This window comes from Cytobacillus stercorigallinarum (assembly GCF_014836495.1).
Classification (GTDB): domain Bacteria; phylum Bacillota; class Bacilli; order Bacillales; family Cytobacillaceae; genus Cytobacillus; species Cytobacillus stercorigallinarum.
The window spans coordinates 151,982-176,924 of the sequence record NZ_JACSQT010000009.1; the positions used below are offsets into that span (position 1 = coordinate 151,982).

General features: G+C 38.4%; 26 protein-coding genes. 10 read left to right on the top strand and 16 right to left on the bottom strand.

All coding sequences use genetic code 11. The features are described 5' to 3' along the window. Nucleotides 1-56: 56 nt before the first annotated feature. Both cls and uvsE read left to right on the top strand, forming a co-directional pair. Nucleotides 57-1,274 carry a cardiolipin synthase gene (gene cls / locus H9655_RS17120; protein WP_225230709.1) on the top strand — a complete coding sequence of 406 codons (1,218 nt, stop codon included), beginning with the start codon at nucleotides 57-59 and terminating at the stop codon, nucleotides 1,272-1,274. 17 nt (nucleotides 1,275-1,291) lie between these two features. Then, nucleotides 1,292-2,248, top strand: a complete 957-nt coding sequence (gene uvsE / locus H9655_RS17125) for a UV DNA damage repair endonuclease UvsE (protein ID WP_191816417.1) — start codon at nucleotides 1,292-1,294, stop codon at nucleotides 2,246-2,248. 229 nt (nucleotides 2,249-2,477) lie between these two features. Here the strand turns inward: uvsE and argS are convergent, their stop codons facing one another. The 4 genes from argS to speE all read right to left on the bottom strand — a co-directional run bounded on the left by argS (nucleotide 2,478) and on the right by speE (nucleotide 6,551). Further along, nucleotides 2,478-4,148 (bottom strand): arginine--tRNA ligase, encoded by a 1,671-nt coding sequence (argS, locus tag H9655_RS17130; protein ID WP_191816290.1) that lies wholly within the window; start codon nucleotides 4,146-4,148, stop codon nucleotides 2,478-2,480. Beyond that, complete coding sequence (locus tag H9655_RS17135; RefSeq protein WP_225230711.1) at nucleotides 4,149-4,589, bottom strand: DUF1934 domain-containing protein; 441 nt, start codon at nucleotides 4,587-4,589, stop codon at nucleotides 4,149-4,151. A 249-nt stretch (nucleotides 4,590-4,838) separates the two neighbouring features. Further along, entirely contained in the window at nucleotides 4,839-5,711 is an 873-nt protein-coding gene (gene speB, locus H9655_RS17140) for an agmatinase (protein ID WP_191816292.1), read from the bottom strand. A 12-nt stretch (nucleotides 5,712-5,723) separates the two neighbouring features. Next, complete coding sequence (speE, locus tag H9655_RS17145) at nucleotides 5,724-6,551, bottom strand: spermidine synthase (RefSeq protein ID WP_191816295.1); 828 nt, start codon at nucleotides 6,549-6,551, stop codon at nucleotides 5,724-5,726. Nucleotides 6,552-6,970: 419 nt separating this feature from the next. On the opposite strand from speE, the gene H9655_RS17150 reads away from it, so the two are divergent. Then, nucleotides 6,971-9,049, top strand: a complete 2,079-nt coding sequence (locus tag H9655_RS17150; protein WP_191816297.1) for a transglycosylase domain-containing protein — start codon at nucleotides 6,971-6,973, stop codon at nucleotides 9,047-9,049. A gap of 195 nt (nucleotides 9,050-9,244) precedes the next feature. On the opposite strand, the gene H9655_RS17155 is transcribed toward H9655_RS17150, so the two are convergent. Together H9655_RS17155 and H9655_RS17160 are read right to left on the bottom strand one after the other, a co-directional pair. After that, entirely contained in the window at nucleotides 9,245-9,751 is a 507-nt protein-coding gene (locus H9655_RS17155) for a YwhD family protein (protein ID WP_191816299.1), read from the bottom strand. Between the two features lie 18 nt (nucleotides 9,752-9,769). Continuing rightward, a complete protein-coding gene (locus H9655_RS17160) occupies nucleotides 9,770-10,426 on the bottom strand; it encodes a site-2 protease family protein (RefSeq protein ID WP_191816301.1) in 657 nt (218 codons plus the stop codon). Between the two features lie 223 nt (nucleotides 10,427-10,649). On the opposite strand from H9655_RS17160, the gene H9655_RS17165 reads away from it, so the two are divergent. Next, nucleotides 10,650-10,835, top strand: a complete 186-nt coding sequence (locus H9655_RS17165) for a 2-hydroxymuconate tautomerase (RefSeq protein ID WP_191816303.1) — start codon at nucleotides 10,650-10,652, stop codon at nucleotides 10,833-10,835. 97 nt (nucleotides 10,836-10,932) lie between these two features. Here the strand turns inward: H9655_RS17165 and H9655_RS17170 are convergent, their stop codons facing one another. The 3 genes from H9655_RS17170 to H9655_RS17180 all read right to left on the bottom strand — a co-directional run bounded on the left by H9655_RS17170 (nucleotide 10,933) and on the right by H9655_RS17180 (nucleotide 13,246). Continuing rightward, a complete protein-coding gene (locus H9655_RS17170) occupies nucleotides 10,933-11,187 on the bottom strand; it encodes a hypothetical protein (protein WP_225230712.1) in 255 nt (84 codons plus the stop codon). Nucleotides 11,188-11,386: 199 nt separating this feature from the next. Further along, the gene (locus tag H9655_RS17175) at nucleotides 11,387-11,899 is read right to left on the bottom strand and encodes a YwgA family protein (RefSeq protein WP_191816307.1); all 513 of its coding nucleotides are present in this window, start codon (nucleotides 11,897-11,899) and stop codon (nucleotides 11,387-11,389) included. 45 nt (nucleotides 11,900-11,944) lie between these two features. Next, nucleotides 11,945-13,246, bottom strand: coding sequence for an HD domain-containing protein (locus H9655_RS17180; RefSeq protein ID WP_191816309.1), 1,302 nt, complete (start codon nucleotides 13,244-13,246; stop codon nucleotides 11,945-11,947). A 352-nt stretch (nucleotides 13,247-13,598) separates the two neighbouring features. Here H9655_RS17180 and H9655_RS17185 point away from each other — a divergent pair, with 352 nt between their 5' ends. Then, the gene (locus H9655_RS17185; protein WP_225230713.1) at nucleotides 13,599-14,330 is read left to right on the top strand and encodes an RsfA family transcriptional regulator; all 732 of its coding nucleotides are present in this window, start codon (nucleotides 13,599-13,601) and stop codon (nucleotides 14,328-14,330) included. Between the two features lie 133 nt (nucleotides 14,331-14,463). Here the strand turns inward: H9655_RS17185 and H9655_RS17190 are convergent, their stop codons facing one another. Continuing rightward, complete coding sequence (locus tag H9655_RS17190; RefSeq protein WP_191816311.1) at nucleotides 14,464-15,306, bottom strand: lipoate--protein ligase family protein; 843 nt, start codon at nucleotides 15,304-15,306, stop codon at nucleotides 14,464-14,466. A 16-nt stretch (nucleotides 15,307-15,322) separates the two neighbouring features. Continuing rightward, on the bottom strand, nucleotides 15,323-16,300 hold the full coding sequence (gene pta / locus H9655_RS17195; protein ID WP_191816313.1) for a phosphate acetyltransferase: 978 nt from the start codon (nucleotides 16,298-16,300) through the stop codon (nucleotides 15,323-15,325). A 288-nt stretch (nucleotides 16,301-16,588) separates the two neighbouring features. On the opposite strand from pta, the gene hemQ reads away from it, so the two are divergent. From hemQ to gerQ, 3 genes are all read left to right on the top strand, one after another. Then, nucleotides 16,589-17,341, top strand: a complete 753-nt coding sequence (hemQ, locus tag H9655_RS17200) for a hydrogen peroxide-dependent heme synthase (RefSeq protein ID WP_191816314.1) — start codon at nucleotides 16,589-16,591, stop codon at nucleotides 17,339-17,341. 135 nt (nucleotides 17,342-17,476) lie between these two features. Then, nucleotides 17,477-17,899, top strand: coding sequence for a cell wall hydrolase (locus H9655_RS17205; protein ID WP_191816315.1), 423 nt, complete (start codon nucleotides 17,477-17,479; stop codon nucleotides 17,897-17,899). 20 nt (nucleotides 17,900-17,919) lie between these two features. After that, nucleotides 17,920-18,360 (top strand): spore coat protein GerQ, encoded by a 441-nt coding sequence (gene gerQ / locus H9655_RS17210; RefSeq protein ID WP_191816316.1) that lies wholly within the window; start codon nucleotides 17,920-17,922, stop codon nucleotides 18,358-18,360. A 46-nt stretch (nucleotides 18,361-18,406) separates the two neighbouring features. On the opposite strand, the gene H9655_RS17215 is transcribed toward gerQ, so the two are convergent. From H9655_RS17215 to H9655_RS17230, 4 genes are all read right to left on the bottom strand, one after another. Next, the gene (locus H9655_RS17215; RefSeq protein ID WP_191816319.1) at nucleotides 18,407-18,778 is read right to left on the bottom strand and encodes a DUF423 domain-containing protein; all 372 of its coding nucleotides are present in this window, start codon (nucleotides 18,776-18,778) and stop codon (nucleotides 18,407-18,409) included. A 63-nt stretch (nucleotides 18,779-18,841) separates the two neighbouring features. Next, the gene (locus tag H9655_RS17220) at nucleotides 18,842-19,123 is read right to left on the bottom strand and encodes a YwdI family protein (RefSeq protein ID WP_191816321.1); all 282 of its coding nucleotides are present in this window, start codon (nucleotides 19,121-19,123) and stop codon (nucleotides 18,842-18,844) included. A gap of 44 nt (nucleotides 19,124-19,167) precedes the next feature. Next, entirely contained in the window at nucleotides 19,168-19,338 is a 171-nt protein-coding gene (locus H9655_RS17225; RefSeq protein WP_191816323.1) for a uracil-DNA glycosylase, read from the bottom strand. A gap of 45 nt (nucleotides 19,339-19,383) precedes the next feature. Further along, nucleotides 19,384-20,049 (bottom strand): uracil-DNA glycosylase, encoded by a 666-nt coding sequence (locus H9655_RS17230; protein WP_191816325.1) that lies wholly within the window; start codon nucleotides 20,047-20,049, stop codon nucleotides 19,384-19,386. A gap of 121 nt (nucleotides 20,050-20,170) precedes the next feature. Here H9655_RS17230 and H9655_RS17235 point away from each other — a divergent pair, with 121 nt between their 5' ends. Then, complete coding sequence (locus H9655_RS17235; protein WP_191816327.1) at nucleotides 20,171-20,806, top strand: aspartate/glutamate racemase family protein; 636 nt, start codon at nucleotides 20,171-20,173, stop codon at nucleotides 20,804-20,806. Between the two features lie 1,321 nt (nucleotides 20,807-22,127). Further along, nucleotides 22,128-22,568: a DUF2798 domain-containing protein gene (locus tag H9655_RS17240; protein WP_225230720.1), complete on the top strand. Its 441-nt coding sequence runs from the start codon at nucleotides 22,128-22,130 to the stop codon at nucleotides 22,566-22,568. Between the two features lie 403 nt (nucleotides 22,569-22,971). Here H9655_RS17240 and H9655_RS17245 read toward each other — a convergent pair whose 3' ends face one another. After that, complete coding sequence (locus tag H9655_RS17245; RefSeq protein WP_191816331.1) at nucleotides 22,972-24,831, bottom strand: peptidase G2 autoproteolytic cleavage domain-containing protein; 1,860 nt, start codon at nucleotides 24,829-24,831, stop codon at nucleotides 22,972-22,974. Nucleotides 24,832-24,943: the final 112 nt, after the last annotated feature.

The window sequence follows — 24,943 nt, forward strand, 5'->3', positions numbered from 1 at the left end:
AGAATAGGTCTCTATGGAGATACTATTTAAACATACTGTTTTGGGAGATGATCAACTTGACAATCCTTCTTTCTGTTGCGGTCATCGTGCTGATTGCTATCGTATTTATTTTTCTTCTTTGGGTCGATTATGCCCTTGGTCGTAAAAAACATTTAAAAACAGTCAACCGAATGAATCCCTCCCCCGCTTACGCTGACTTTGTCCTTTTTGCGGACGGACCTTCATTATTTGATGATTATTTTACGGAATTAAAAAAAGCAAAACATCATATCCATATTCTCTTTTATATTGTTAAAGACGAAGGAATAGGACAGGACTTTTTAACTATCTTAAAACAAAAAGCGAATGAAGGTGTCGAGGTGCGCCTCCTATTAGATTGGGTTGGTAGTTTACCGATTATTCTGAATTTTAAACTCAAAAAAGAGTTACGTTCTCATGGCATTCAACTATCCTTTGCCCATACACCTACGTTTCCCTTTCTATTTTACAACGTACAAGCAAGAAATCATAGGAAAATTTCTGTAATTGATGGAAAAGTAGGATATTTAGGTGGATTTAATGTAGGCCCTGAGTATATAAACCTTGACCGTAAACTGACACCATGGCGCGATTATCATTTAAAAATAACTGGAGAAGGTACACATACTTTACAAAATGTTTTCCTACAAGACTGGGCAGATGCTAGCAATCAATTAGTAAGTAAAACTGCAAAGTATTTCCCAGAAGATATGGCAAAAGGCAATGTACAACATCAGTTTAAAGTGACTGATGGCGCATTTTTAAAAGAGGAATATGTCACACTGATTGAAAATGCTGAACAATACATTGAAATTGGTACACCCTATTTTATCCCCGATGTAGAAGTGATGCAGCATTTATTATCTGCCTTAACAAGAGGAGTAAAAGTAACAATTATGGTCCCGTCTACGAGTGACCACTTTCTTGTCAAAGAAGCGTCCCATCGTTACTTACGTCCATTACTTAAGGCTGGAGCAGAAGTGTATGAGTATAAAAAAGGTTTTTATCATGCAAAAGCAATGATCGTCGATGAAGTTGCTGTCGTCGGAACAGCTAATTTTGATAAAAGAAGCTTCTTTCTTAATGATGAAATAAATTTTTATAGCGAGGAGCCTCATTTTCATAAAGAAGTACGTGAGGTATTTCATAAGGACTTAGGGAATGCAAAAAAGCTGCAATATCAAGATATTTCCGGTTTCAACCTGATGAGGCAAGGAAAAGAATTATTAGCACGCTGTGTAGATCTCTTTTTATAAGGAGCCAATAACTATTGATTTCAATACGTTTCGGGTATGTATCTCATGCGATTACACTTTGGGATGCCTCCCCTGCAAAAACACTTACTTACGCTCGCTATCAACAATTAAAGGCAAATGAAAGATTAGATAAGCTTAAAGAAATTACTGCCCTTAATCTTGCTCACACAAAACGAATGGTTCATTATAATATTGCTCATGAAATCCCATTATATCGCTTATCAAGTTCCATCGTGCCACTTGCTACTCATCCTGACGTGAAATGGGACTTCCAATCGCCCTTTAAGGATGAATGGTATGCATTAGGTAAACTGATGAAAGACCATCATTTACGCGTAAGCTTCCACCCTAATCAGTTTACTTTATTCACTTCTCCTAGGCAGGAAGTCACCGAAAATGCCGTTATTGACATGCAATATCATTATGACATGCTTGAAGCGATGGGTTTAAGTGAAACTGCTATTATCAATATACATATAGGCGGTGCTTATGGTGATAAGATAACCTCATTAAAACGTTTCGAGAAAAATCTTAAAACTTTGCCTGCACATATTAAAGCGAGAATGACGTTAGAAAACGATGATAAAACCTATAATGCCGAGGAAACACTAGCTGTATGTGAAGAAGAAAAGGTGCCAATGATTTTTGATTATCATCACCATATGGCAAATCTCGTGGACAGTCCTTTAATAGAATTATTACCACGCGTGTTTCAAACATGGAGCCCTATGGGTATGCGACCTAAAATCCATCTATCTTCTCCTAAATCAGATAAAGCCTATCGATCCCATGCTGACTATGTGGATTTCCAGTTTGTAAAACCATTGCTAACGATCATTCGCGAAGTAGGTCAAGATGTTGATTTAATGATTGAAGCGAAGGCAAAAAACTTAGCATGTTTACAACTTGTTAAAGATGTAGCTTCTATCCGCGGCGTGAAGCGTGTAAGTGGTGGAACGGTTGAATGGAAATAGTGGACGAGAAACTGTTTGCTGTTATCCAAGTCTATGAATAAATATGTTATAGAAATAAAATAAACCTGAAGCAGACTAATGATCCATTAGTCTGTTTTAGGTTCTATCCTAGTGAAAGAATCTCCATGGAAATGCCTAGCAATTCCTGATTGCAGCAAATTCACTCCCCTTTCTTATTGTCCAAATCAAGAAAAAAGCGCCACTACATTGAGTGGACGCTTTTTGTCTCTTACATTTTTTCAGGTGCAGATACACCGATTAATGCTAATGCATTTTTCAATGTTGTTTGCACCGCTTTAATTAGTGCTAGTCTTGCTTTTGATTTTTCAAGCTGCTCGCTATCTAAGACTTTTTCAGCATTATAGAAGCTATGGAAAGTAGATGCTAAGTCAAAGATATAATTGGTAATTCGGTGAGGCATACGCTTCTCAGCTGCTTCACCTACTGCTTGTGGGAATTCGCCAATTTTCTTCAATACATCTAGCTCTTTCTCTGCTCCGATTAATGAAAAGTCAGCTTGATCGTCGAGTACTAATCCTTGTTCTTCCCCTTGTCTTAAGATGCTTGAAATACGTGCATGTGCATACTGTGCATAATATACAGGGTTCTCGTTAGACTGAGATACAGCTAAATCTAAATCAAAATCTAAATGAGTGTCCGCACTTCTCATCGCGAAGAAATAACGAGTCGCATCTAAACCGACTTCTTCTACGAGATCACGCATTGTTACTGCTTTACCTGTACGTTTACTCATTTTCATTTTCTCGCCATTTTTATATAAATGAACGAGCTGAATAATTTCAACTTCAAGGGCTTCTTTACTATAACCAAGCGCTTGGATGGCTGCTTTCATACGCGGGATATAACCGTGGTGGTCTGCACCCCAAACGTTAATAACTTTTTCAAATCCACGCTCTAATTTATCTTTGTGATAAGCAATATCTGGTGTTAAGTACGTATAAGATCCGTCATTTTTAATCAAAACACGGTCTTTGTCATCACCAAAAGTAGTAGAGCGGAACCATGTCGCACCATCTTCTTCGTATATATGACCATTCTCTTTTAACGCTTCCAATGCACGATCGATTTTACCATTATGATAAAGTGAAGTCTCTGAATACCATACATCATAAGGAACACGAAAATCTTCCAAGTCATTTTTTAATTTTTCCATTTCATATTTCAGGCCATACTCACGGAAAGTGTCAAAACGCTCTTGGGCATCGTAATCGACATACTCAGTACCATGTTCTTTAGCAAGTGTTTTACCGATATTAATAATATCCTCCCCATGATAACCGTCTTGAGGCATCTCTTTTTCCATACCTAACGCTTGGAAATAACGGGCTTCTACAGAGTAAGCGAGATTATTAATTTGGTTGCCGGCATCGTTAATATAGTATTCACGTGTAACATCATAGCCTGCCTTCGCAAGAATGTTGGATAATGAATCACCAACCGCTGCCCCGCGCGCATGGCCGAGGTGTAAATCACCTGTTGGATTAGCAGAAACGAACTCTACTTGAACTTTTGTGCCATTACCTACATTTGTTTGACCGTACGCTTCACCTGCTTCTAACACGGTAGGAATTAAGTTCGTTAAATAACGATTATCCATATAAAAATTCAGAAATCCCGGCCCAGCGATTTCCATCTTTTCAATTGAAGCTTTTGATTGATCAAAGTGAGTAATAATATCTTCAGCAATCATTTTTGGCGCTTTTTTTGCAACTCTCGCAAGTTGCATCGCCATATTTGTTGAATAATCACCATGCGTTTTGTCTTTTGGTATTTCTAGAATCACATCAGGAATTTGTCCTTCTTCTGCCAAGCCAGCTTTAATGACCGCTTGTTTAATTTCCTGTTTCAAATTGTGTTGCACTTGTTCAACGATATTCACTCAGTTTTCCTCCTCAAATGCAATGGTTAGATGATAGGTCCCTGCTTTAGCTCCTTGCATGTGTAAATCATACATCAAATCAATGGAGCCATTGCTTGTCTCTTCTTTAAACTCATGCACCATTCTTTTCGTTAAAGTTTTCAAATTAAACACACCATATGGGGTCGTATAATTGCCTCTTAAAGATTGATGCATTTTAAATGGCAAGCGCATTTTTATTGAACCACTTCGTAAGATTAAACCGTCATCCTCAGTCATTTTTACAATGGTTTTCACCATGCCTACATCCATCTCTTCCTCATATTGAAGATATCTAGCATTCCCTTTTTTATAGTATCGACCAACCGCCGTTAATTCAAAAGTATCCTTACTATTCCCATCATGGATGGTCGTTTTCACATTTATTTTTACAGGAATTTGATCATCTAAAACTTTCGACAATCCCTCCACATCCTTTATACCGTTTCAAACGAAAATTCTATAACCTTATTAGTATAAAACAAATTAAAGTTATCTGCCAGTCGTGAATAATTATACAAGAACAACTTTGACCACTAGTATACCCCCAACGACCAGAGTCTTTTCTGATGAAAAAGACATTATGGAACTTTTTACATCATGCATAAACACAAAATCAAATAAAAAACGAACAAATTCTCTTAATCCGGGAATTTGTTCGCATTATAAAATTTATTTCACCCAACCTAAAATCATTTCCCGAATAAGCTTACTAGCTGTATTCGCAGTTTGTTCTGACGGGTCATAAATAGGGGCTACTTCGACTAGGTCACAACCAACAACATTCACATCAGCATGAGCAATCTCATGAATAGAGGCTAAAAGCTCCTTAGATGTGATACCCCCAGCATCAACCGTACCTGTACCCGGCGCATGTGCAGGGTCAAGGACATCGATATCAATCGTCACATAAACAGGACGTCCCGCCAATTTTGGTAGTACTTCCTTCAAAGGTGCTAACACTTCAAATTTAGAAATATGCATGCCGACTTCTTTAGCCCATTGAAACTCTTCTTTCATACCAGAACGAATGCCAAATGAATAGACGTTTGTTGGACCAATGAGGTTAGCCGCCTTCTTGATTGGTGTACTATGAGAAAGCGGTTCTCCTTCGTAATCATCTCGTAAATCTGTATGTGCATCCATATGGATAATTGCTAAGTCAGGGTATTTCTTATACATCGCCTTTATGACAGGCCAACTAACTAAATGCTCCCCACCCATACCAATAGGGAATTTGTTATCTGCCAGTAGGCCATCAATGTATTCCTCTATCATATCGATACTTTTTTGCGGATTTCCAAATGGTAATGGAATATCTCCCGCATCAAAAAATTTCACTTCTTCTAGTTCGCGATCTAAATAAGGACTATACTCTTCAAGACCGATGGACACTTCTCTTATTCTTGTTGGGCCGAATCTTGAACCAGGACGATAGCTGACTGTCCAGTCCATTGGCATCCCATAAATAACAGCACGGCTGTCTTCATAATGCGGATGACTTTTAATAAACACATTTCCTGAATAAGCTTCATCAAAGCGCATAGAGAGACCTCCTTATTCCACTAAATCTTGAACAAATTTTGGTAGTACAAATGAAGCCTGATGTAGTTCTTTTGTATAATATTTCGTCTCTATTTCATGGAAACGCTCTTCTTCCACTTTTAGAGGATCGTGCTTTTTCGAACCGATAGTGAATGCCCATAATCCACTAGGATAAGTAGGGATATTCGCCACATATAGACGTGTAATTGGGAAAATTTCTTTGACATCCTTTTGAACATTGCGGATTAAGTCTGCTTTAAACCACGGATTATCTGACTGCGCTACGAATAATCCATCTTCCTTCAATGCTTTAGCAATTCCTGCATAAAAACCTTTTGTAAATAAGTTAACAGCTGGACCTACTGGTTCTGTTGAATCGACCATAATGACGTCATATTCGTTTTCACTTTCAGCAATATGCATGAAACCGTCGCCCACTTTTACTTCTACACGCGGGTCTTCAAGCTTTCCTGCAATTTCTGGTAAGTATTTTTTCGAGAATTCAATAACCTTCCCATCAATATCTACAAGTGTCGCTTTTTTCACGCTAGGGTGCTTTAACACTTCACGAATAACGCCTCCGTCTCCACCACCGACAACAAGGATATTCTCAGGGTTTGGGTGAGTAAATAAAGGCACATGAGCGACCATTTCATGATAAACAAACTCATCCTTCACAGAAGTCATAACCATATCATCTAGAAGAAGCATATTGCCCCACTCTTCTGTTTCTACCATGTCTAGCTTTTGAAAATCTGTCTGTTCCGTATGTAAAGTTCGATTCACCTTCATCGTGATACCGAAGTTTTCTGTTTGTTTTTCAGTAAACCAAATGCTCATTATTCTTCAATCCTTTCTAAATAAAAAGTGCCTCATTTAACCTTATCGTTCCCGAAAAGCAAAATGACAAACATGAGAAAAGTATAGAGGATTCTAGCAAAATTGCAAGTGAAAATTTTGTTAAAAAGCAGATACCAGTTAAAGAGTGGAATAGGCTAAATAGAATCTTCACACTGATTATTATGAAATTGAACCAGTCTTTGGCTTTTTGGCTCTAGGTTTGAACCGATTTCGATGTTTGCTATCCTGACTTCTCTTTTCTTTTCCTGTCTTTGACTTTTCTCTCCCTATTTGACCCATTCGGGGGTTTTCAATACAAAGTTTTGATATTCGTGTGATCAAAAATATGCATGTTTAAAATACCCTATAATTTTCAATACTATATGTATACGAGACACATTAAAATGGGGGTGGTATATGTGGAAATCATGACAAATCAACGCTTTAGAAATGCAGGTAAATATTTGCGAGCACTCGTCATTTGTAGCTTAGTAGGTTTAGGGTTAGTAGTCTGCCTGCTCATCGGTATTTTCATTTATGCCAAAATTTTAGGTCCTCCTCCACTTGCCGTACCACAATCCACTTTGTATATGGCAAGTGACGAGTCTATTATTGGTGAAAGTCACACAGGTGAGAAAAGGTATTGGGCGGATATTACTGATATTTCTCCAGACTTAATCCATGCAACGATCGCGATTGAAGACCAGAGTTTTTATGAACATCATGGCTTTGATTATAAAAGAATTGCTGGCGCCTTGCTAGCAGACTTAAAAGCAATGGCAAAGGTACAAGGTGCGAGTACAATTAGTCAGCAATACGCTAAAAACCTCTTTCTCGATCAAGATAAAACGTGGACTAGGAAAATAAAAGAAGCGTTCTATACCCTAAGAATAGAAATGAGTTACACAAAAGAGCAAATACTAGAAGGCTATTTAAATACAATCTATTACGGTAACAGGGCTTACGGTGCACAAGCAGCTAGTCAGTTTTATTTTGGAAAAGATGCAGCTGATTTAACTTTGGCTGAATCCGCTATGCTCGCAGGTATTCCAAAAGGACCAAGTGTCTATTCACCTCTTGCCTCATTTGAGAAAGCAAAACAACGGCAGAAGTTAATCTTAACTTCTATGGTAGAAAATCAATATATTACGAAAGAGGAAATGGCCAATGCTTTCAATGAAGAGCTTACTTTCGTTGGTGAGCATCAATATTATGTGAACACTGTTGCCCCCTACTTTCAAGATGCAGTCAAAGCTGTTCTAAAATCTCAATTGGATCTTGATGAAAGAATGATTGAACTTGGTGGTTTACGCGTTTACACAACCCTAGATCGCCAAAAACAAGAGATAGCAGAGAAAACAATTGAAGAAGTGATGACAGAAGATACTTCCATGCAAGTTGGGTTCGTATCAATGAATCCTAAAAATGGACATGTGGAAGCAATGGTTGGCGGAACGGATTACGAAGAGAGCTCATTTAATAGAGCTTTACAAGCGATCAGACAGCCTGGATCTACAATGAAGCCCCTTTTATATTATGCGGCCATTAAACAAGGGTTTACACCAGCATCAACAGTAATGAGCAAACCTACAACTTTTCGGTTTGACGATGGACAATCAACCTATGCACCTCACAATTTTAATAATAAGTATGCAGATGGAGAGATTACAATGGCGCAGGCACTAGCGCTTTCGGATAATATCTATGCTGTGAAAACCCACTTATTTTTAGGTGAAGAAACACTCGTTAAGACCGCTAAAGATTTTGGTATTCAGTCTAAAATGGCCAAAGTTCCTTCACTTGCACTCGGTACATCCGGATTAAGAGTAACAGAGCTCGCCAATGCATACAGCATGTTAGCGAATGGTGGTAAGCGTACTGATCCTGTATTTATAACAAGAGTTGAGGATTATAAAGGAGACGTCCTTTACGAGGCTAAGGGATCAAATGAGCAAATATTAGATAAGGATACCGCTTTTGTCGTAACAGAGATGATGACAGGCATTTTTGATCAGACATTGAATGGTTATGCTAGTGTGACTGGATCCACTATTAGCGATCAACTCACAAGACCTTACGCAGCAAAGTCTGGTTCGACAGAGACTGATAGCTGGATGGCTGGATTCTCTCCCCAGCTCGTTACCGCTGTATGGACAGGTTACGATGATAATCAAACGATCGACCTTGTGAAGGAAAAGGCGTTTGCAAAGACAATTTGGGGGAATTATATGGAAGATGCGCACCAGGGCTTACCCGTCCGCCAGTTTACACCAACAAAAAACACGGTGGGCGTTTATGTTGAACCTTCCACTGGCAAACTAGCAACGGAAAATTGCCCTGACAAACGCCTTACCTACTTTATAAAGGGAACCGAACCAACAGAATACTGTTCGCTTCACCTTCCTGAATATGGTGCAGAGGAAAAACAAATAGAGAAAGAGCCAACTCCTAAGGAAAAAAAGCCTTGGTACAAGAAGATATTACCATGGACTTCATAATTCGCTCACAAACATGGCAATAGTAGAAATAATGAAAAACCTCGACAGTAGCTGCCGAGGTTTTTCGTGTCCTAGTTCTATACAGTGCTTTGCACTAGTATTAAGTTTACTTTTTTTATCCACATGAAGCAATACTTTGTAAATCCCTTCAATAAACTGTCACAAATACGCCACAATTATGGCTGAATTTGTCTCTTATACTTGCAAATCTGTTTTTAGCTGTTCTGAAGATCTTTCCCACATACCTGCATCATAATCTTGTAAGAATTTTGTTAATACTTCTTTAGAAGAATCATCCATATGATCAACAATGACTTGACCTTTGATTGATTTATCCATTCGATTCACATGTTCAGGAAGGGACTTATACCCTCTTCTAATTGAACGATCAACTGTAAATTCACAAGCGGTAACTCCTGCATAATACGTACCTTTTTCTCCGCGTTCTACCGTTACCCAAATTAACCAATACGGCTTTCCATTAGGGACTTCCTCTTTTGTTTTTAAAAACTTAATTCCTCTTTCTTGTGGGCTGCGGGCATGCATTGCCCCAACCTCGATTGAAGCCTCTTTTTCATTAACATCAATAATAACCGGCGAAACATTATCTAAACTAAACGCACCGGCCCCGAATCCACCATGCCCTTCGGTTGGGTCACTTTTAATAATATTAAACTCCATTTTTTTCTTATTTTCTGCCATTTGAAACTCCTCCTTCATCTATGATCTCACAAATAATGTATAAAAGAATGCGCTTAGGTTTTCCATAATCGCTGGAAGTAATGTATTCAGGATAGGGCTAATCGTATATTGACTGAGCGGTGTAATCACAAGGATGAGAAAAATAAGACCTCCATAATTCTCAATTGACGTCATCTTCGCTCGCCAATCATTTGGTACTAAATCCGCTATCACCCGATAGCCATCTAAAGGTGGCAAAGGGATTAAATTAAATATGAAAAGAAGCATATTTAGACCAATAAAAATATTGAGAAACGCGAGCAACGACTCAGGCACTGTATAACCATTTCCAATTAACCAATACCATAACCCTAAAGCAAATGTAGCCAAAACAAAATTACTCAATGGACCAGCTAAGGAAACGCACACACCAGCAAGCCTTGGCCTTTTAAAAAAGAAGCGGTTTACAGGGACTGGTCTCGCCCACCCAAAACCCGCTATAAAAATTAAGAGTGTCCCAATCGGGTCTAAATGACTAATGGGATTCAACGTCAATCTGCCTTGATTTTTTGCCGTTGGATCACCAAATTTATAGGCGACCCACGCATGGGCAAGCTCATGAAGAGTGAAGGCAATAATTAACGTGATAGCTACATAGGGAATATCCCTAAGTGGATAGGCTAAAAATTGTTCCACACTTTAATCCCCTTTTTCAACTCAAAAATGAGTGTTTTATACCTTTTCTTTAACCATATGTAGACCCTATCTTTGTCATACATATTAAAGTATAACGCATTATTCCTGCAATAAGGAAATCATGCGCTACTATAAATTTGCTTGTCTAAATGAAGAAAATATGGAAAACTTAAAATAATCGTTGTTCAGAAACAGCGCGAATTTCATTTAGGAGGAAGAACTTATGCCATACGTAACTGTTAAAATGCTTGAAGGACGCACAGAAGATCAAAAGAAAGCACTCGTAGAAAAAGTCACAGTAGCCGTGAGCGAAACAACAGGTGCTCCAAATGAAAACATCACTGTATTTATCGAAGAAATGAGCAAGAACCATTACGCTGTTGGTGGCAAGCGTTTGAGCGACCAATAAATACAAGATTGAAATCTATCGGTACCGATGATCTTAGTTATACGTTGGTGCCGGTTATTTTTTTGTATCTGTTTACTACAATAATGTATTGTTGGATTTACACATATTTTAATCGCCCTTCCCTCAGGTTAGGAAAGCTTTGACATTTTTGTTCTGCAGCTATCTTTGCGTATGATTGTGGATACCCTTTTCTCTGTCTATATCCAATCAATTTTTTCTTCCATTGCCTTTTTTGACGCATTTCCGCATGAATCCAATCAGCCATAGAGAGAAAAGCTCCGATTTCTATCAGACGTTGCACTAGTCTTGAAGAGAAACCGAAATTAGTTAAATGTTGTACCACAATCTGCAAATATAAAGAGCGATTACATTTCGATTACTTAAAAAAGCGTACAAACATAAGCTATGTGTCATCCTCGTTTTTCCTTCTGAGTGACGCGCAAACTATCTTGCATCTCTATTTCCTCATTTAAATAACGGAAACACCCGATTTTTATTACATAGAAGTCGCTCCTTTTCACACGAGCATCACAATATTAAAAAGACCGCTCCTATGAAAGGATAGCGGCTTTTGTATTTAAGGTATCGATATAATAATAAGCTTGGTTAATCTCTTCTTCTGTATAGCGTTGTTTGCTTTTGAGTGTGAAAATCTTTTCCTTTACTTCTTCTTTAGGTAGGTCCTCGAAATATAAGACAGTGGATACTAGCTCTAGAAATCTTGCTGATTGTCCATTCATATCTACGAGACAGTCTTTTAAATGAGGCATATTTACTTTATTTAATTCTAGAAATTCTGTTCCCGATTCAGTTAATGTATAACGATATTGATAGTATCCACCTTTTTTTTCTTTGATTTCATTCAAAAATCCCATATTGCACAGTTCTTCAATCCGAAGAGTGAGTTCTTCTGAATAGGGTCCATAAAAGTGAAAGGCAAATTTCTCATGAAATGGATAATTGATTTTTTTTGCAATGTAAATCATTTTTTGTAGCTTTTTACGGCCAACAATTTCATCCGAGGCAGCAATGGCATGAATGATTTTTGCATGGTCTTTCAGCACATTGATTCATCTCCTAATTATTTTTTACGTTTCATTCGAACTTTTTTACTCTATATCTAGTAATTTTCGTATTTGTTTCTTAATCTCTTTATGTTGCCCTTCATCGTGGAGAAGATTGGCAGGATAGTATAATTTATGGTCTGTCCGCCTTTTACCTGAGATGGCATCCACAATCGATGATTCCCGCGATAATTCCCTTACCTCTCCATTTTTCGATAATAAATGAATTGGTAAACGCTCTTCTTCTTCACCCGGTCGATAAAAATCATAGGGTAGATCAGAGGAAGAATCGACAACTAAGTAATATTCAGGGTCAATTCCCGCTTTTAAAAATAATATAGACAGCTCTGACAGCTTCTTATATTCCTTGGCCGGGTCAAATTCAACATACTTAAAGAGATGGCGATCTAAGAAACGTTGCGCTAAATCACTTAAAATCTCGTCTTCTTCCCACTGCCACATTTGGAAATAGTATAGAACAATTGATTCATCGAGATGAATGTAATCATCCACTGTTATTTCCCCTTTAAATAAAGAATAAAAATGCGCAGGGGCTTGTTTAAACTGATAAGCTTCTTCATACAAAGCCTTTGCCCTATGGAGAATTTTTGTTAATATCACTTCTGCACTTCTCGTTACAGGATGAAAATACACTTGCCAATACATTTGGTATCGACTCATTATGTAATCCTCAACAGCATGCATGCCACTTTGTTTAATCACAACCTGGTCTTCCCTTGGCCTCATCACACGTAAAATACGCTCCATATCAAAATGACCATAACTCACGCCTGTAAAATAGGCATCTCTTTGTAAGTAATCCATCCGGTCAGCATCAATTTGACTAGAGATTAAACTGACAACTAATTTATTTTTAGACGTTTTCGCAATTACTTCTTCTACTCTTTTAGGGAAATTATCACTCACTCGCCTTAACACTTGGTTAACTTCTGTATTACTGAGGATAATTTTCTTTGTGAAATTTTCATGATCTAAGCCAAATACCTTTTCAAAGGAATGAGAGAATGGCCCATGACCTAAATCATGTAACAATGCTGCACAAAGGGTTAATAAACGATCGTCGTCATTCCACTCTGGACGCCCTTTGAAGACATCATCGACAATTCGCCTAACAATTTCATAGACACCAAGCGAATGATTAAACCGGCTATGTTCCGCTCCGTGAAAGGTAAGAAAGGTTGTTCCTAACTGTTTAATCCTGCGTAGACGTTGGAATTCTTTTGTACCGATCAAATCCCAGATAAGACGATCTTTCACGTGAATATAACGATGAACAGGATCTTTGAATACCTTTTCCTCAGTTAATTTTTCTGTCGCATATGACATAATGACACCTCCCTTTTCACATAGACCTAAACAATATATTAACTTCTTTTTTTATATTTAAACATTTGACTGCTCTTCATCAGTTTTTTCTTCCCCTATTATATCTTTCTCTTTCTTTTGTTTCACCCCCCGAATGTAATAGACCAACCTCTCTTGCGCAATCGAACCCCTGTCCTAGTTGTTTTTTGGCGAAATGAGAATTTTTTTCGACATTTTTAACATCATTTACCATACGTATCTATTAGAAATCATCTTCTACTATCCTTTCAAACATAGAATGTATAAAACCTTGTATTCTTGACAATCCTATTGCTAAAGCTTAACTATTATAAAAATTTAGGGAGTTGAGATCATGAAAGTACGTCAAGATGCATGGTCAGAGGAAAATGATTTATTATTAGCAGAAACGGTTTTAAGGCATGTACGTGAAGGTAGTACGCAATTAAATGCATTTGAAGAGGTTGGCGATAAGTTGAATCGCACATCAGCAGCTTGTGGTTTTCGCTGGAATGCAGTTGTAAGGCATCAATATGAAAAAGCCCTTCAACTAGCAAAGAAACAAAGAAAACAACGACAAAGAATGCTCGGCAAAGATCAAGGTGGAAAGAAGAAACTATTATATTCACCACCCGTGCCTACATTAGATGACGTAGAAGCAGCGATGGAGCCAATGAATGATTTACTATTTGAAGAACCTGAAGTGACAACACCTAATGTGACTCCTACTGAAGAAGTGCAAACACCTATATTCAAAACGGAGGAAACTTCATCATCTAATATGACGATGGCCAGTGTCATTCAATACCTTGAATCATTAAGTCACTCAAGTATGAAACTGGAGATCTTAAAAAATGAGAATGAAAGACTTAAGCGCGAGAATGCTTCCTTAAAGGCTAGAAACCAAGAATTAGAAGCAAGAGTAAGTAAGCTAGAGCAGAATAGTGTCACTATCCAAGAAGATTACGAGACATTAATGAATATTATGAACCGTGCTCGAAAATTAGCGATTTTAGATGATGAAGAAAGAACTGCTACTAAATTCAAAATGGATCGTAATGGCAATTTAGAAAAACTAGCAGAATAAATGATATGAATGTGCTTTGTCACAAACACTTATAAAAATAACTGAGTAAAAGGCTGAACCAGCTACTCAGTTATTTTTTAATTGAGCGTTACTTACTAGATTAAGATTTATATCGAAGTTGCCCAGCCCCATATTATTTCTTGTTCATGATTTTTTCGTTTCTATCGACTACACGGTCGAAATAGTTTTCAAACATTGGCGCTTCAGTGACGGTTAACTGACCTGAGTGAAGCGTGCCACTATGTTTTTTTAATGTCTGTAGAAAGCGGAGCATCACATCTTCTATGGTGAATTCCGTTTGTAGCAATTCTGCTAGCGAAGCCATTACTGTTGGATCAATATCAGGATAAACAAACTTAGTCTTTTCATCCTTTTTACTAATACGATAAAATTCTTGAATGAGTTGCGCTCGTTCACTACCACTACCATTTACACAAAGGTAGATTTGCACAGCGACACCTTTTCGCAACCTACGTTGTGAAATACCTGCAAATTTCTGGTCGCCTATGCTCAGATCATAACTCCCCGGGCAGTAGGACTTGGTGATTTCCTTCGCTTCAATCTCTACGGGAAAATCAGCGAACATTTCTTTCACCAAAAACCACATCGCGTCATATCCACGGTTAATATCAATGCCTTTTTCCGTTTCCTGCAATACTAACGTAATATTCAAGACACCTTCGTCGAGGACAACTGCAAGCCCACCTGAATTTCGCACAATACAGTCATAGCCTTGTTGTTGTAAAAATTGAACCCCTTCGTTAATAAAAGGCAGTTTTGTATCTTGAATACCAAGTACGATTGTGCGGTCATGCACCCAGCTTCTTGCAGTAGCAGGAGAGAGTCCCGACCCAACCGAAGCGCATAAAGTATCATCCATACCGAAAGAGTGAAGGGCACTGACAAATCGCCCTGATTGGGACTGATCAATGATACGCCATTCTTTCTGTTCCAATAAATTTAAAGCCTCTTCCATTCCCTCTGCTCCTTTACTATTCAGCTAAAGCTTGGCTAGCCGTAATAATCGCAAGCTTATAGACATCTTCCTCATTACAACCGCGAGAAAGATCATTAACCGGTTGATTCAAACCTTGTAAAATTGGTCCTACCGCTTCAAATCCACCTAATCTTTGCGCTAGCTTATAGCCAATATTCCCTGCTTCCAGGCTTGGGAATACAAAGACATTTGCTTGTCCCTCGATGGGTGAACCCGGCGCTTTCTTTTCTGCGACAGACGGAACGAACGCTGCGTCAAACTGAAGCTCTCCATCAATGACAAGCTCTGGATTTTTTTCTTTTGCCATAGTTACTGCCTCAATGACCTTATCCGTTTCTGGAGAAATGGCAGATCCTTTTGTCGAAAAGCTCAACATGGCCACACGAGGATCAATATCTACCATTTTTGCTGTTTTTGCACTCTCTACAGCGATTTCTGCTAATCCTTCTGCATCAGGGGAAATATTGATCGCACAGTCAGCAAATACGTATTGTTCTTCCCCGCGAACCATAATAAATACGCCAGAGGTCCGTTTCACCCCTGCTTTTGTTTTAATGATTTGTAATGCCGGTCTGACAGTGTCAGCTGTTGAGTGTGCCGCCCCACTTACCAAGCCGTCTGCTTTGTTTACATAAACAAGCATCGTCCCAAAATAATTTTCATCCAAAAGAATTCCCTTTGCTTCTTCCTCTGTTACTTTCCCTTTTCTCCTGTCAACGAATGCAGGAATCAATTCATCCATAAACTCACTTTTTTTCGGGTCAATGATTGTACAATTCACTAAAGAAGCCCCTAGTTTAGCGGCCTGATTAGTAATTGTCTCTTGATCTCCAAGTAAAATAGGTGCAAGAATGCCTTCCTCAGCTAAGCGACTGGCAGCAACAAGAATTCTAGCATCTGTACCTTCAGGAAAAACGATTTTCAAGCTCTTCCCAGTTATTTTTGCTTTCATTATTTCAAATAAGTTGCTCATCTATAAGCCCCTCCAATTAATCATTTAAATGAATTATTTTTCTCTTCCTCCATTACAATAGACCGCTCGTTAAATAGCAATAGAAAAGACAAATGTCGGTTAATTCTAAAAAATGAAATCCTTTAAATCAAACAGTGCAATGATACGCTTCTTTCATATCATACTTATAACCTATCCATTAAGCAAAATAACTAATCAACACGAGCTAGTTTTAATCGTGTGGTTTGCTGGCTAAACTATGTTATAGTAAACATGAAGTAAATAGTACATATATGAGGAGCGATGACAATGAACGAAGCAGCAAAAACTCTTGACGGCTGGTATTGTCTCCATGACTTCCGTGCCATCGATTGGACTACATGGAAAATGATTTCTAGCGATGAACGTGAAGCCGCTATTCACGAATTTCTATCACTGGTTGATAAATGGAACACAACGCAAGCTGCCGAGCAAGGTAGCCATGCACTATATACGATTGTCGGTCAAAAAGCAGACTTTATGATGATGCTTTTACGCCCAACAATGGAAGAACTAAATGAGCTAGAAAATGAATTTAATAAAACAAAATTAGCAGAATATACGGTTCCGACTTTCTCTTATGTATCTGTCGTTGAATTAAGTAACTATATGGCAGGAGATTCTAATGAAGATCCTTATCAGAATCCTCATGTGAGAAGTCGATTATATCCAACTCTTCCGCAAGCGAAATATGTTTGTTTCTACCCAATGGATAAGCGCAGACAAGGTGAAGACAACTGGTATATGCTTCCGATGGATCAACGTCGTGAATTAATGCGTAGCCACGGCCTCATCGGACGCTCTTACGCTGGTAAAGTCAAACAAATCATCACTGGTTCAGTCGGATTTGATGATTATGAGTGGGGCGTCACTTTATTTTCCGATGATGTACTACAGTTCAAAAAGCTCGTATACGAAATGCGTTTTGATGAAGTAAGTGCTCGTTACGGAGAGTTCGGTGCCTTCTATGTTGGTAATCTTTTACCAGAAAATGGTGTAAATAAGTTTTTACATGTTAATTAAACGAAATGGTTCCCGTCAATTTATTGGCGGGAGTTTTTTTGTCATAAAAGAAAAGGCTTATACATAGTTATAAATAGTGAGTTTATGAATAAGCCTCTATCTAGCAACATGGCAAACTTGTTAAGAGGTGATTGTATGGGTGTGATAGCCTACACAGAAGCAGATGTAAAGTTACTTGCAAGACTTTTGCGTGCAGAAGCAGAAGGTGATGGTAATCTTGGTATGCTAATGGTTGGCAATGTCGGCGTCAATCGCGTCCTTGGTAATTGCTTGGATTTTAAAGACATTACATCCATTAGACAGATGGTTTTTCAAAATCCTGGCGGGTTTGAAGCAACCCAGAAAGGCTATTTTTATCAAGCGGCACGATCGAATGAATTGAACTTAGCAAGAAGAGCTTTAAAAGGCGAAAGGCAACACCCTGCTAGTAATGCTTTATGGTTTTTTAGACCAGGTGGCGATTGTCCAGCACAATGGTATAACCAATGGAATTCAGGTAGGTTTAAATCACACTGTTTTTACATCCCTACCGAATCAGATTGCCCATCTGTTTATTAATTTATTTGGAGGGAAGTGCAATGACTCAACAAGGTTATCCTTATTATGGAGGGTATCCCCAACAACAACAGCAACTTAACCAATATCAGCAGCAGCCTCAACAGAATAATTACAACACTCAACCACCTCAAGTAAACATACCAACACAAGGGATGCCAACGAACGTTCAAGGTCAATCAACAGGTCAACTGCCAATGGAACAATCCTATATTGAAAATATTCTCAGATTAAACCGCGGCAAGCTTGCATCTATCTATACAACATTTGAAAACAACTCACAGTGGAATGCCAAAGTGTTTAAAGGCATCATTGAAGCAGCTGGACGTGATCATGTCATTATTAGTGATCCCGAAACAGGTGAGCGCTACTTAATCCCAATGATTTATTTAGATTATGTTGTTTTTCCTGAGGAGATTGAATACTATTATCCGGCGCAATTAACTCAATACAACCCAAGATAATGAAAAAAAGGGCTGAACATCATAAATGTTCAGCCCTTCCTTATGATTATAGGTGTTTTACAGCAAACACGAGAATAAGTACCCAACCTATAAGGAATGCTACACCACCAATAGGTGTAATGGCGCCTAATATGGAGATTTTCGTTAATGCTAAAATATATAAACTTCCAGAGAAAAATAAGATACCAAATGCCATTAACCAGCCAGACCAAGTTAATAAGGAAGAGTCCGGCATTTTTGATAATAATAAAGCAACAATAAAAATCCCAATAGCATGGAACATTTGATATTGTACAGCTGTTTGCCAATTATCCATATACTTGCCTACTACTTTACCTTCTAATGCATGGGCTCCAAACGCACCAAATGCAACGGCTAGAAAGGCAAAAATCGCTCCAATAATAATGAATAGCTTCATTTATTTTCAGCCTCTTTCTTTTAAGTATGTATTTAGTATAACAGGTAAAACAAGCACAACTCCTTAAAAATCAAAAATCGACTCACCGTTTGCCTCATCACCCATTTTCATTGGCTTTTCATTCAGGCTCACCTGTTGAGGCGCGGGATTATTCGTCTGGGGAGTTATCATCGGTTGTTGCTGCGTTTGCGCCGCCCTTACTGCTCCCGTTGATTGATCAAGAATCACTTCACACAGCGTTTTAATAGCATGGACTCTTTCTCTTACTGCCGACTCGTTTAAACCTTTCGCCTCATTAATCTCAGCTTCCATTTTACTTAGCATTTTCTCGATTGAAATACTCATGTATTCACCTACTTCATCTACCATCTTTTTCTTCCTACAGTGTATCAGTTCTTCTTTTCAAAACGCAAACACGATTGCCCTGATGCAGCAAGAACCTCCACCGATGGCCACTTTTTTGTTTTAAAACCAAATGCCTTGCAACCTCTTGGAAATCTTTGATCCCATGTAACATAAAAATATTTACATTTCACACAGCTTAGCTTTTGCTCTGGCAATTCGACAACCTCCCTTCCGTTTCACGTGAAACATGACGAAAAGTCTTATATATTGTCTATTTTCCAATCTATCGGTGTTTCTCCCCATTCTAGCAATTTTTGATTGATTTTTGAGAATGGCTTGCTACCAAAGAAGCCTCTATGGGCTGATAACGGACTCGGATGGGGAGCGAGGATAGTGGCATGTTTTTCTGTATTAATTAACTTTAACTTCGCTTGCGCTGGTTTTCCCCACAACACAAAAATAACAGGCTTCTCTCTATGATTGAAAGAAGTAATAATATGATTCGTAAACTCTTCCCATCCTTTCCCGCGATGAGCATTGGCCTCTCCTTCTCTTACTGTTAATACCGTATTTAATAATAATACCCCCTGCTTCGCCCAAGAAATGAGGCAACCATGGTTAGGTATGGGACAACCAATATCTGTTGCTAATTCTTTATATATATTTCGTAGAGACGGAGGAATTTTTACACCAGGTTGGACCGAAAAGCTTAAGCCATGCGCCTGATTGGCACCATGATAGGGGTCTTGACCAAGTATCACTACCTTCGTCTCTTCAAAGCTCGTGTATTCCAACGCATTAAAGATATTTTTCTTTACAGGATAAATCGTATGATGCCGATATTCCTGTTCTAAAAAGCTCATCAACTGTTGAAAGTAAGGTTTTCCTTTCTCCGGAGAAAGTCTTTTCTGCCAATCCCAATTCATCTCTTTCTCTCCTTCATTAGTTTTTATACTATTTTCATTGTTTATTAGATATACTATAGAGAATACAATTAACTGCTCGGAAAGGAAAGCACGAAGCGGAAAGGATGAGGTGATAGATAAAATGAAGGTTGCCTTAATACACGCAACAACGACTGCCTTAAAGCCTATAGAAGAAGCGTTCAGAAAAGTGGCGCCTGAAGTTGAATTATTACATTTTATGGATACTCACTTACTGACGATGATTGAAGAAAGCGGCTCATTGACACCGGAAATTGCTCGCCGCTTCTCAAAATCTGTCTCCTTAGCGGCGGAAGCTCGCCCTGATTGCATTCAGCTAACATGTTCGGCATTCAACCCTTTAACCACAATCCTTCAACCACTTTGTCGGGTGAAAATGTTCCGTTCAGACGAAGCGATGCTAGATGAGGCTTTAGAGTATAATCGAATCGGATTAATCTCTACCGTCAGGGAAACACCTGAAGCGCTAATTAATTACTTACAAGCACGCCAACCAAACTGTGCCATTGAATCTGTTGTTGATCCTGGCATCATTCATTTACTCTTCCAAGGGAAAAAAGAAGAACATGACGAAAGAGTCCGGGGAATGGTGGCGGAAATGGATGGGAAAGTAGACGTCATCGTCCTCTCGCAATACAGCATGGCACATGTAGCTAACCAAGTAACAACAAACACCCCTATTCTCGTTGCACCGGAAGCAACTGCGAAACGGTGTTTTCAATATATACTGCAAAAATGATTTAAGAAACAAGCATCATCATTGCTTGTTTCTTTTATTGCACGAAATGGGTTATGATTTCCATTTTGACCAATTTCTCATACCATCTAAGCCTATCTCCCCTTTGCTTCAACTTTAAACAAGGTAATGATACATTCATATAATAGTTGTAAAACTTAGTAGACATTTGCACGTTAAACATTTCTAGCTTGATTAAGTTTCTACTTTTTTTATTTTTCAAAAAATCCCTTATTGATAAAAGACCATCCAATATTGTTGCTACGGTTTCTAAAATCCAAATCATATGATTTGTTCTCCTCTAGTAATCTTAATTGGATGGTTTTTTTATAATAAACTCGTATTAATCCAATTAGAGTGGAATAAAATGAATAATATTATTCTATATAGGAGGAACTATTTTTGGATTCTACATTTAAACAAAGTCGTTTTCCCATGATATTAGGAGTAACGTCTATATTATTACCATATATCGGGATTATATTTGGAGTATTCGGGGTTTTGACTTCTTCTAAGGTAATTAAAGACAGGGAATACATTGGAGAAACTAAATGGGCAGCAAGAGGTAGAATCCTGAGTATAATCGGAGTTTGCATTCAATTTATCCTTATAATTTTATTATGTTTATCAATTATATTTTATTACATTTTACATAGCATTTGATTCTACATGAATAAGAGTTTTTCTATACAAATAATTATACATCGCCCTTTTATTAATGGTGGGCTCTTGTTCAGGTTGAGCTGCCAAAACCAGGCGGCTTTTCTTATTCCATAAGAGGGGTAGCTTCCTGTACAGATTGTGAATAAATGTACCTAAGCTAAAGATTCCTTGAATTCTTCAAAAGCTAGCTTTATCTCATTTTCACTTGGTCACTTACTTCTGAAATGTTACTACCCTGAGTTAAAACGAATACCCTAAAATCGGCAAATTATTAAAAATAAGTCACGCAACCTTTGATGTCTAGGCATCTTCTTTTAGTTTAATGTTTCTTCAATCTTCTGCTCTGCTTCCTTTAAATCTTTGTCAAATTTATATTCTACTTACCCCCTCCAAATTCCGCACACCATTGGAGATTCTAGAAAATGGTACCTATTGATTAAACTTCTACCTTTATAAATTTTAAACGAGCAAAAAACTAGATTTTATTAAGTTAAAAACTCAAAAAGCTATATTAAGGAAATTAAATCTCTTAGTAAAATTCACAGAAATGTCACTTATGAAGAAAAAGTGGAACGGATATAATTACATTTATTCTCTAAAAAGAAAGGTTGTTTTTCATTTGCCTAGTAATAAAAAAGAAGGCATTATTTTTGGCCTGTTCATGTGTTTTGGGATGGTTTTAATCATGTCTGTTTACAACTCTGCTTTACACGGGTTTTCATCGTATAGCGTAGAAAAAGCATTGATTCAATTTGTTATAACATTTATTGTTGCTTTTATTGCAGAGTCTTTCGTTGAGCCAATCGCACACAAACTGGCAAGATCTCTACCTTATGACCAAACAAAAGAATTAAACTTTATTATTGTTTTTGCTTTTTGTATGGTTCCTATGATGGTTGTCATCATGTCAGCATACGGAACAATCTTGACAATGATAACGGTCGGGATTGAAGGTTCTATTTTAACCGCTTATTTAAAAACAGTAGCCTTAAATATCATTGTAGCCCTTCCATCACAGTTATTAATCGTCGGTCCTATCTCGAGGAAATTATTATGTAAATATATTAAACCAGCGATACAAAACACAGAACTTAACGGATAATAACAAGCAAGCCGCCTAAGGGCCGCTTGCTTGTTTCATTAGTAGCATGTTAAATACTTTCTTCTTGGCTTTCTTTACTACAAAGTATACTCTATCAAAAAGTTAAAATAGATTTATTATAAAAGAAGTAGTAAGCTACATAACTTATAAATGAGGTCCTTCTGCCATTCATGTGCTGGATCGTTTCCATCTTATTCAATTCTTCACACGGATACCCTTCAAGACATAGGCGGTATTTAGGCGAAGCAAAAACAGCATAAGCCCCGCCTATTAACCGTTGCTTAGCACGGAGACAGAAGAATTAACAAATGAGAAACGTTGCTAAATGGTATAAAGAAGATGCAGATACGAAACATATTTACCAAGATTAATAGGTTGGGGCAAACCATGTGTTAAAGGATGGTCATGATTTATTATCCAATAACTGTTGTAACATCTGATTTTGCTTTGATAGTTGTTCTTTGAGTTGTAAAATTTCAGTTTGATTTGATTTATTTTGTTGCTCCAAGTCCTGTATCTTATTAATGAACTGTCTACTTTCACCATCATTAGGCTTCAACAAAACAAGTATCTGATTGGGACCTGTCCTTTTAATCACACGGAAACCTTCCTCTGATTGTGTTGCTATCCCTTCATCATTAGGGCGACAATAACTATTCACTTCACAACTGCCATCATCTCTCAAAAGAATTTGCCCCACTAGACCAACCGGTACCCACTCTGCACGTTTCTCACGTGGAATATATTTTTTTTGTGCATCCCACAATGGATTTATGACAGGTTGGGTTTCTTTGCTCGCTGGAATAAGGATATTTCCTTCTTTATCCTTAATTTCTGGGATTTCTACTTCCTGATATTGTCTTCTCCCCCATTCGTCTAATTGATAACGCCCCTGCCAGCTTAATCCTGCACTATTACCTATAATACTAGGAGTCGCGCTCGTAATTCCTAATATATAATCATCTGAGGTTGCTTTTTTGATTTTATTTCCTACAAGTGTCACAAAGTACCCCACTTCTATTTCTTTACCATCTACAGTTTCAAACATTTCTGCGAAGTCAGCTCCACCAGTATTATACGAAGCCCCATCAATGTACATTTCTCCGTTACTGGCTAGCCATTTTGCACCTAAACCTCTACTAATACTACTCGTTCCATTACCAATAAACCATGAATAATCTTCCTCTACATCTCCATAACGACCCATAATATGTGTAGCTGTAAAACCTGCTGCATTAGTATTTATTCCTTCTGCGTGGGACATTTGGCCACTTGCAATGGTGAATATCCCTTCTGCATGAGACATAGCTCCACTCGCTGTTGTTTCTTGTCCTTCAGCGTGGGAATGATCTCCTGTCGCTATTGTCAGACTTCCTTCGGCATGGGAATTAGGGCCACTGGCTATTGTTCGACTTCCTTCTGCATGAGAGTTTGGCCCTGTCGCATTAGAAAAAAAACCTTCTGCATGGGAAAATGCTCCACTTGCCTCGGTTGAAAATCCTTCTGCATGAGAGTTCTCCCCACTTGCCAACGTCTCTTCACCCTCTGCATGAGCAGCTAAACCTTCTGCAGTCGTCAGGATTCCTTCTGCATGGGCACCGGGCCCGATTGCAATACTCGCCCTTCCTTCGGCATGGGAAGCTTCAGCCGTTGCTTGCGTGTTACTTCCTTCGGCATGGGAATATGCCCCCGTCGCTTGCGTATTAATGCCTTCTGCATGAGCGGCTACTCCGATTGTGGTAGACTGAATCCCTTCTGCATGGGAAGCTTCACCGAAAGCCAGTGACGCAGATCCCTCTGCATGTGAGACAGTACCGCTTGCTTCAGTTTGAAATCCTTCTGCATGAGAGGCTGTGCCAAGCGCCCGCGAGCCGCTTCCTTCTGCATGAGCAGAATTTCCAGAAACAACGGTATTTACTCCTTCTGCATGCGACGCATCTCCTTCAGATACTGTATTGTTTCCCTCCGCATGCGAAGCCTCACCGATAGCAAACGTGTTAAATCCTTCACTGTGAGAGGCTACGCCAATTGATTGAGTAGAGGAGCCTTCTGCATGGGAAGATCCACCAAAGGATTGACTACCATATCCTTGCGCATGAGAAGCCTCACCTGCTGCCGTTGTAGTACTTCCCTCTGCATGAGAAGAAACGCCGCTTGCTACAGTATCAATACCTTCCGCATGAGAAGTAGCACCACTTGCAATTGTATTCGCCCCTTCTGCCTCCGAACAGTTGCCTGAGGCATTTCTGTTACATTCAACCATGATGTTATTACCCCCTAAATTAATATAATTCATAGGTCATTATATGTAATAATCACAGTTGCGCTTGGACAAACTTACTATTTTTCAAATTTTTTCTGATACAATATTCCTA

Excerpts from the sequence above, each read along its gene's own strand:
- speB (WP_191816292.1), bottom strand. The coding sequence starts at position 5,711 with ATGCGCTTTGATGAAGCTTATTCAGGAAATGTGTTTATTAAAAGTCAT.
- speE (WP_191816295.1), bottom strand. The coding sequence starts at position 6,551 with ATGAGCATTTGGTTTACTGAAAAACAAACAGAAAACTTCGGTATCACG.
- H9655_RS17155 (WP_191816299.1), bottom strand. The coding sequence starts at position 9,751 with ATGGCAGAAAATAAGAAAAAAATGGAGTTTAATATTATTAAAAGTGAC.
- H9655_RS17165 (WP_191816303.1), top strand. The coding sequence starts at position 10,650 with ATGCCATACGTAACTGTTAAAATGCTTGAAGGACGCACAGAAGATCAA.
- H9655_RS17180 (WP_191816309.1), bottom strand. The coding sequence starts at position 13,246 with ATGTCATATGCGACAGAAAAATTAACTGAGGAAAAGGTATTCAAAGAT.
- H9655_RS17185 (WP_225230713.1), top strand. The coding sequence starts at position 13,599 with ATGAAAGTACGTCAAGATGCATGGTCAGAGGAAAATGATTTATTATTA.
- H9655_RS17190 (WP_191816311.1), bottom strand. The coding sequence starts at position 15,306 with ATGGAAGAGGCTTTAAATTTATTGGAACAGAAAGAATGGCGTATCATT.
- pta (WP_191816313.1), bottom strand. The coding sequence starts at position 16,300 with ATGAGCAACTTATTTGAAATAATGAAAGCAAAAATAACTGGGAAGAGC.
- hemQ (WP_191816314.1), top strand. The coding sequence starts at position 16,589 with ATGAACGAAGCAGCAAAAACTCTTGACGGCTGGTATTGTCTCCATGAC.
- H9655_RS17205 (WP_191816315.1), top strand. The coding sequence starts at position 17,477 with ATGGGTGTGATAGCCTACACAGAAGCAGATGTAAAGTTACTTGCAAGA.
- gerQ (WP_191816316.1), top strand. The coding sequence starts at position 17,920 with ATGACTCAACAAGGTTATCCTTATTATGGAGGGTATCCCCAACAACAA.
- H9655_RS17215 (WP_191816319.1), bottom strand. The coding sequence starts at position 18,778 with ATGAAGCTATTCATTATTATTGGAGCGATTTTTGCCTTTCTAGCCGTT.
- H9655_RS17220 (WP_191816321.1), bottom strand. The coding sequence starts at position 19,123 with ATGAGTATTTCAATCGAGAAAATGCTAAGTAAAATGGAAGCTGAGATT.
- H9655_RS17230 (WP_191816325.1), bottom strand. The coding sequence starts at position 20,049 with ATGAATTGGGATTGGCAGAAAAGACTTTCTCCGGAGAAAGGAAAACCT.
- H9655_RS17235 (WP_191816327.1), top strand. The coding sequence starts at position 20,171 with ATGAAGGTTGCCTTAATACACGCAACAACGACTGCCTTAAAGCCTATA.
- H9655_RS17240 (WP_225230720.1), top strand. The coding sequence starts at position 22,128 with ATGTGTTTTGGGATGGTTTTAATCATGTCTGTTTACAACTCTGCTTTA.
- H9655_RS17245 (WP_191816331.1), bottom strand. The coding sequence starts at position 24,831 with ATGGTTGAATGTAACAGAAATGCCTCAGGCAACTGTTCGGAGGCAGAA.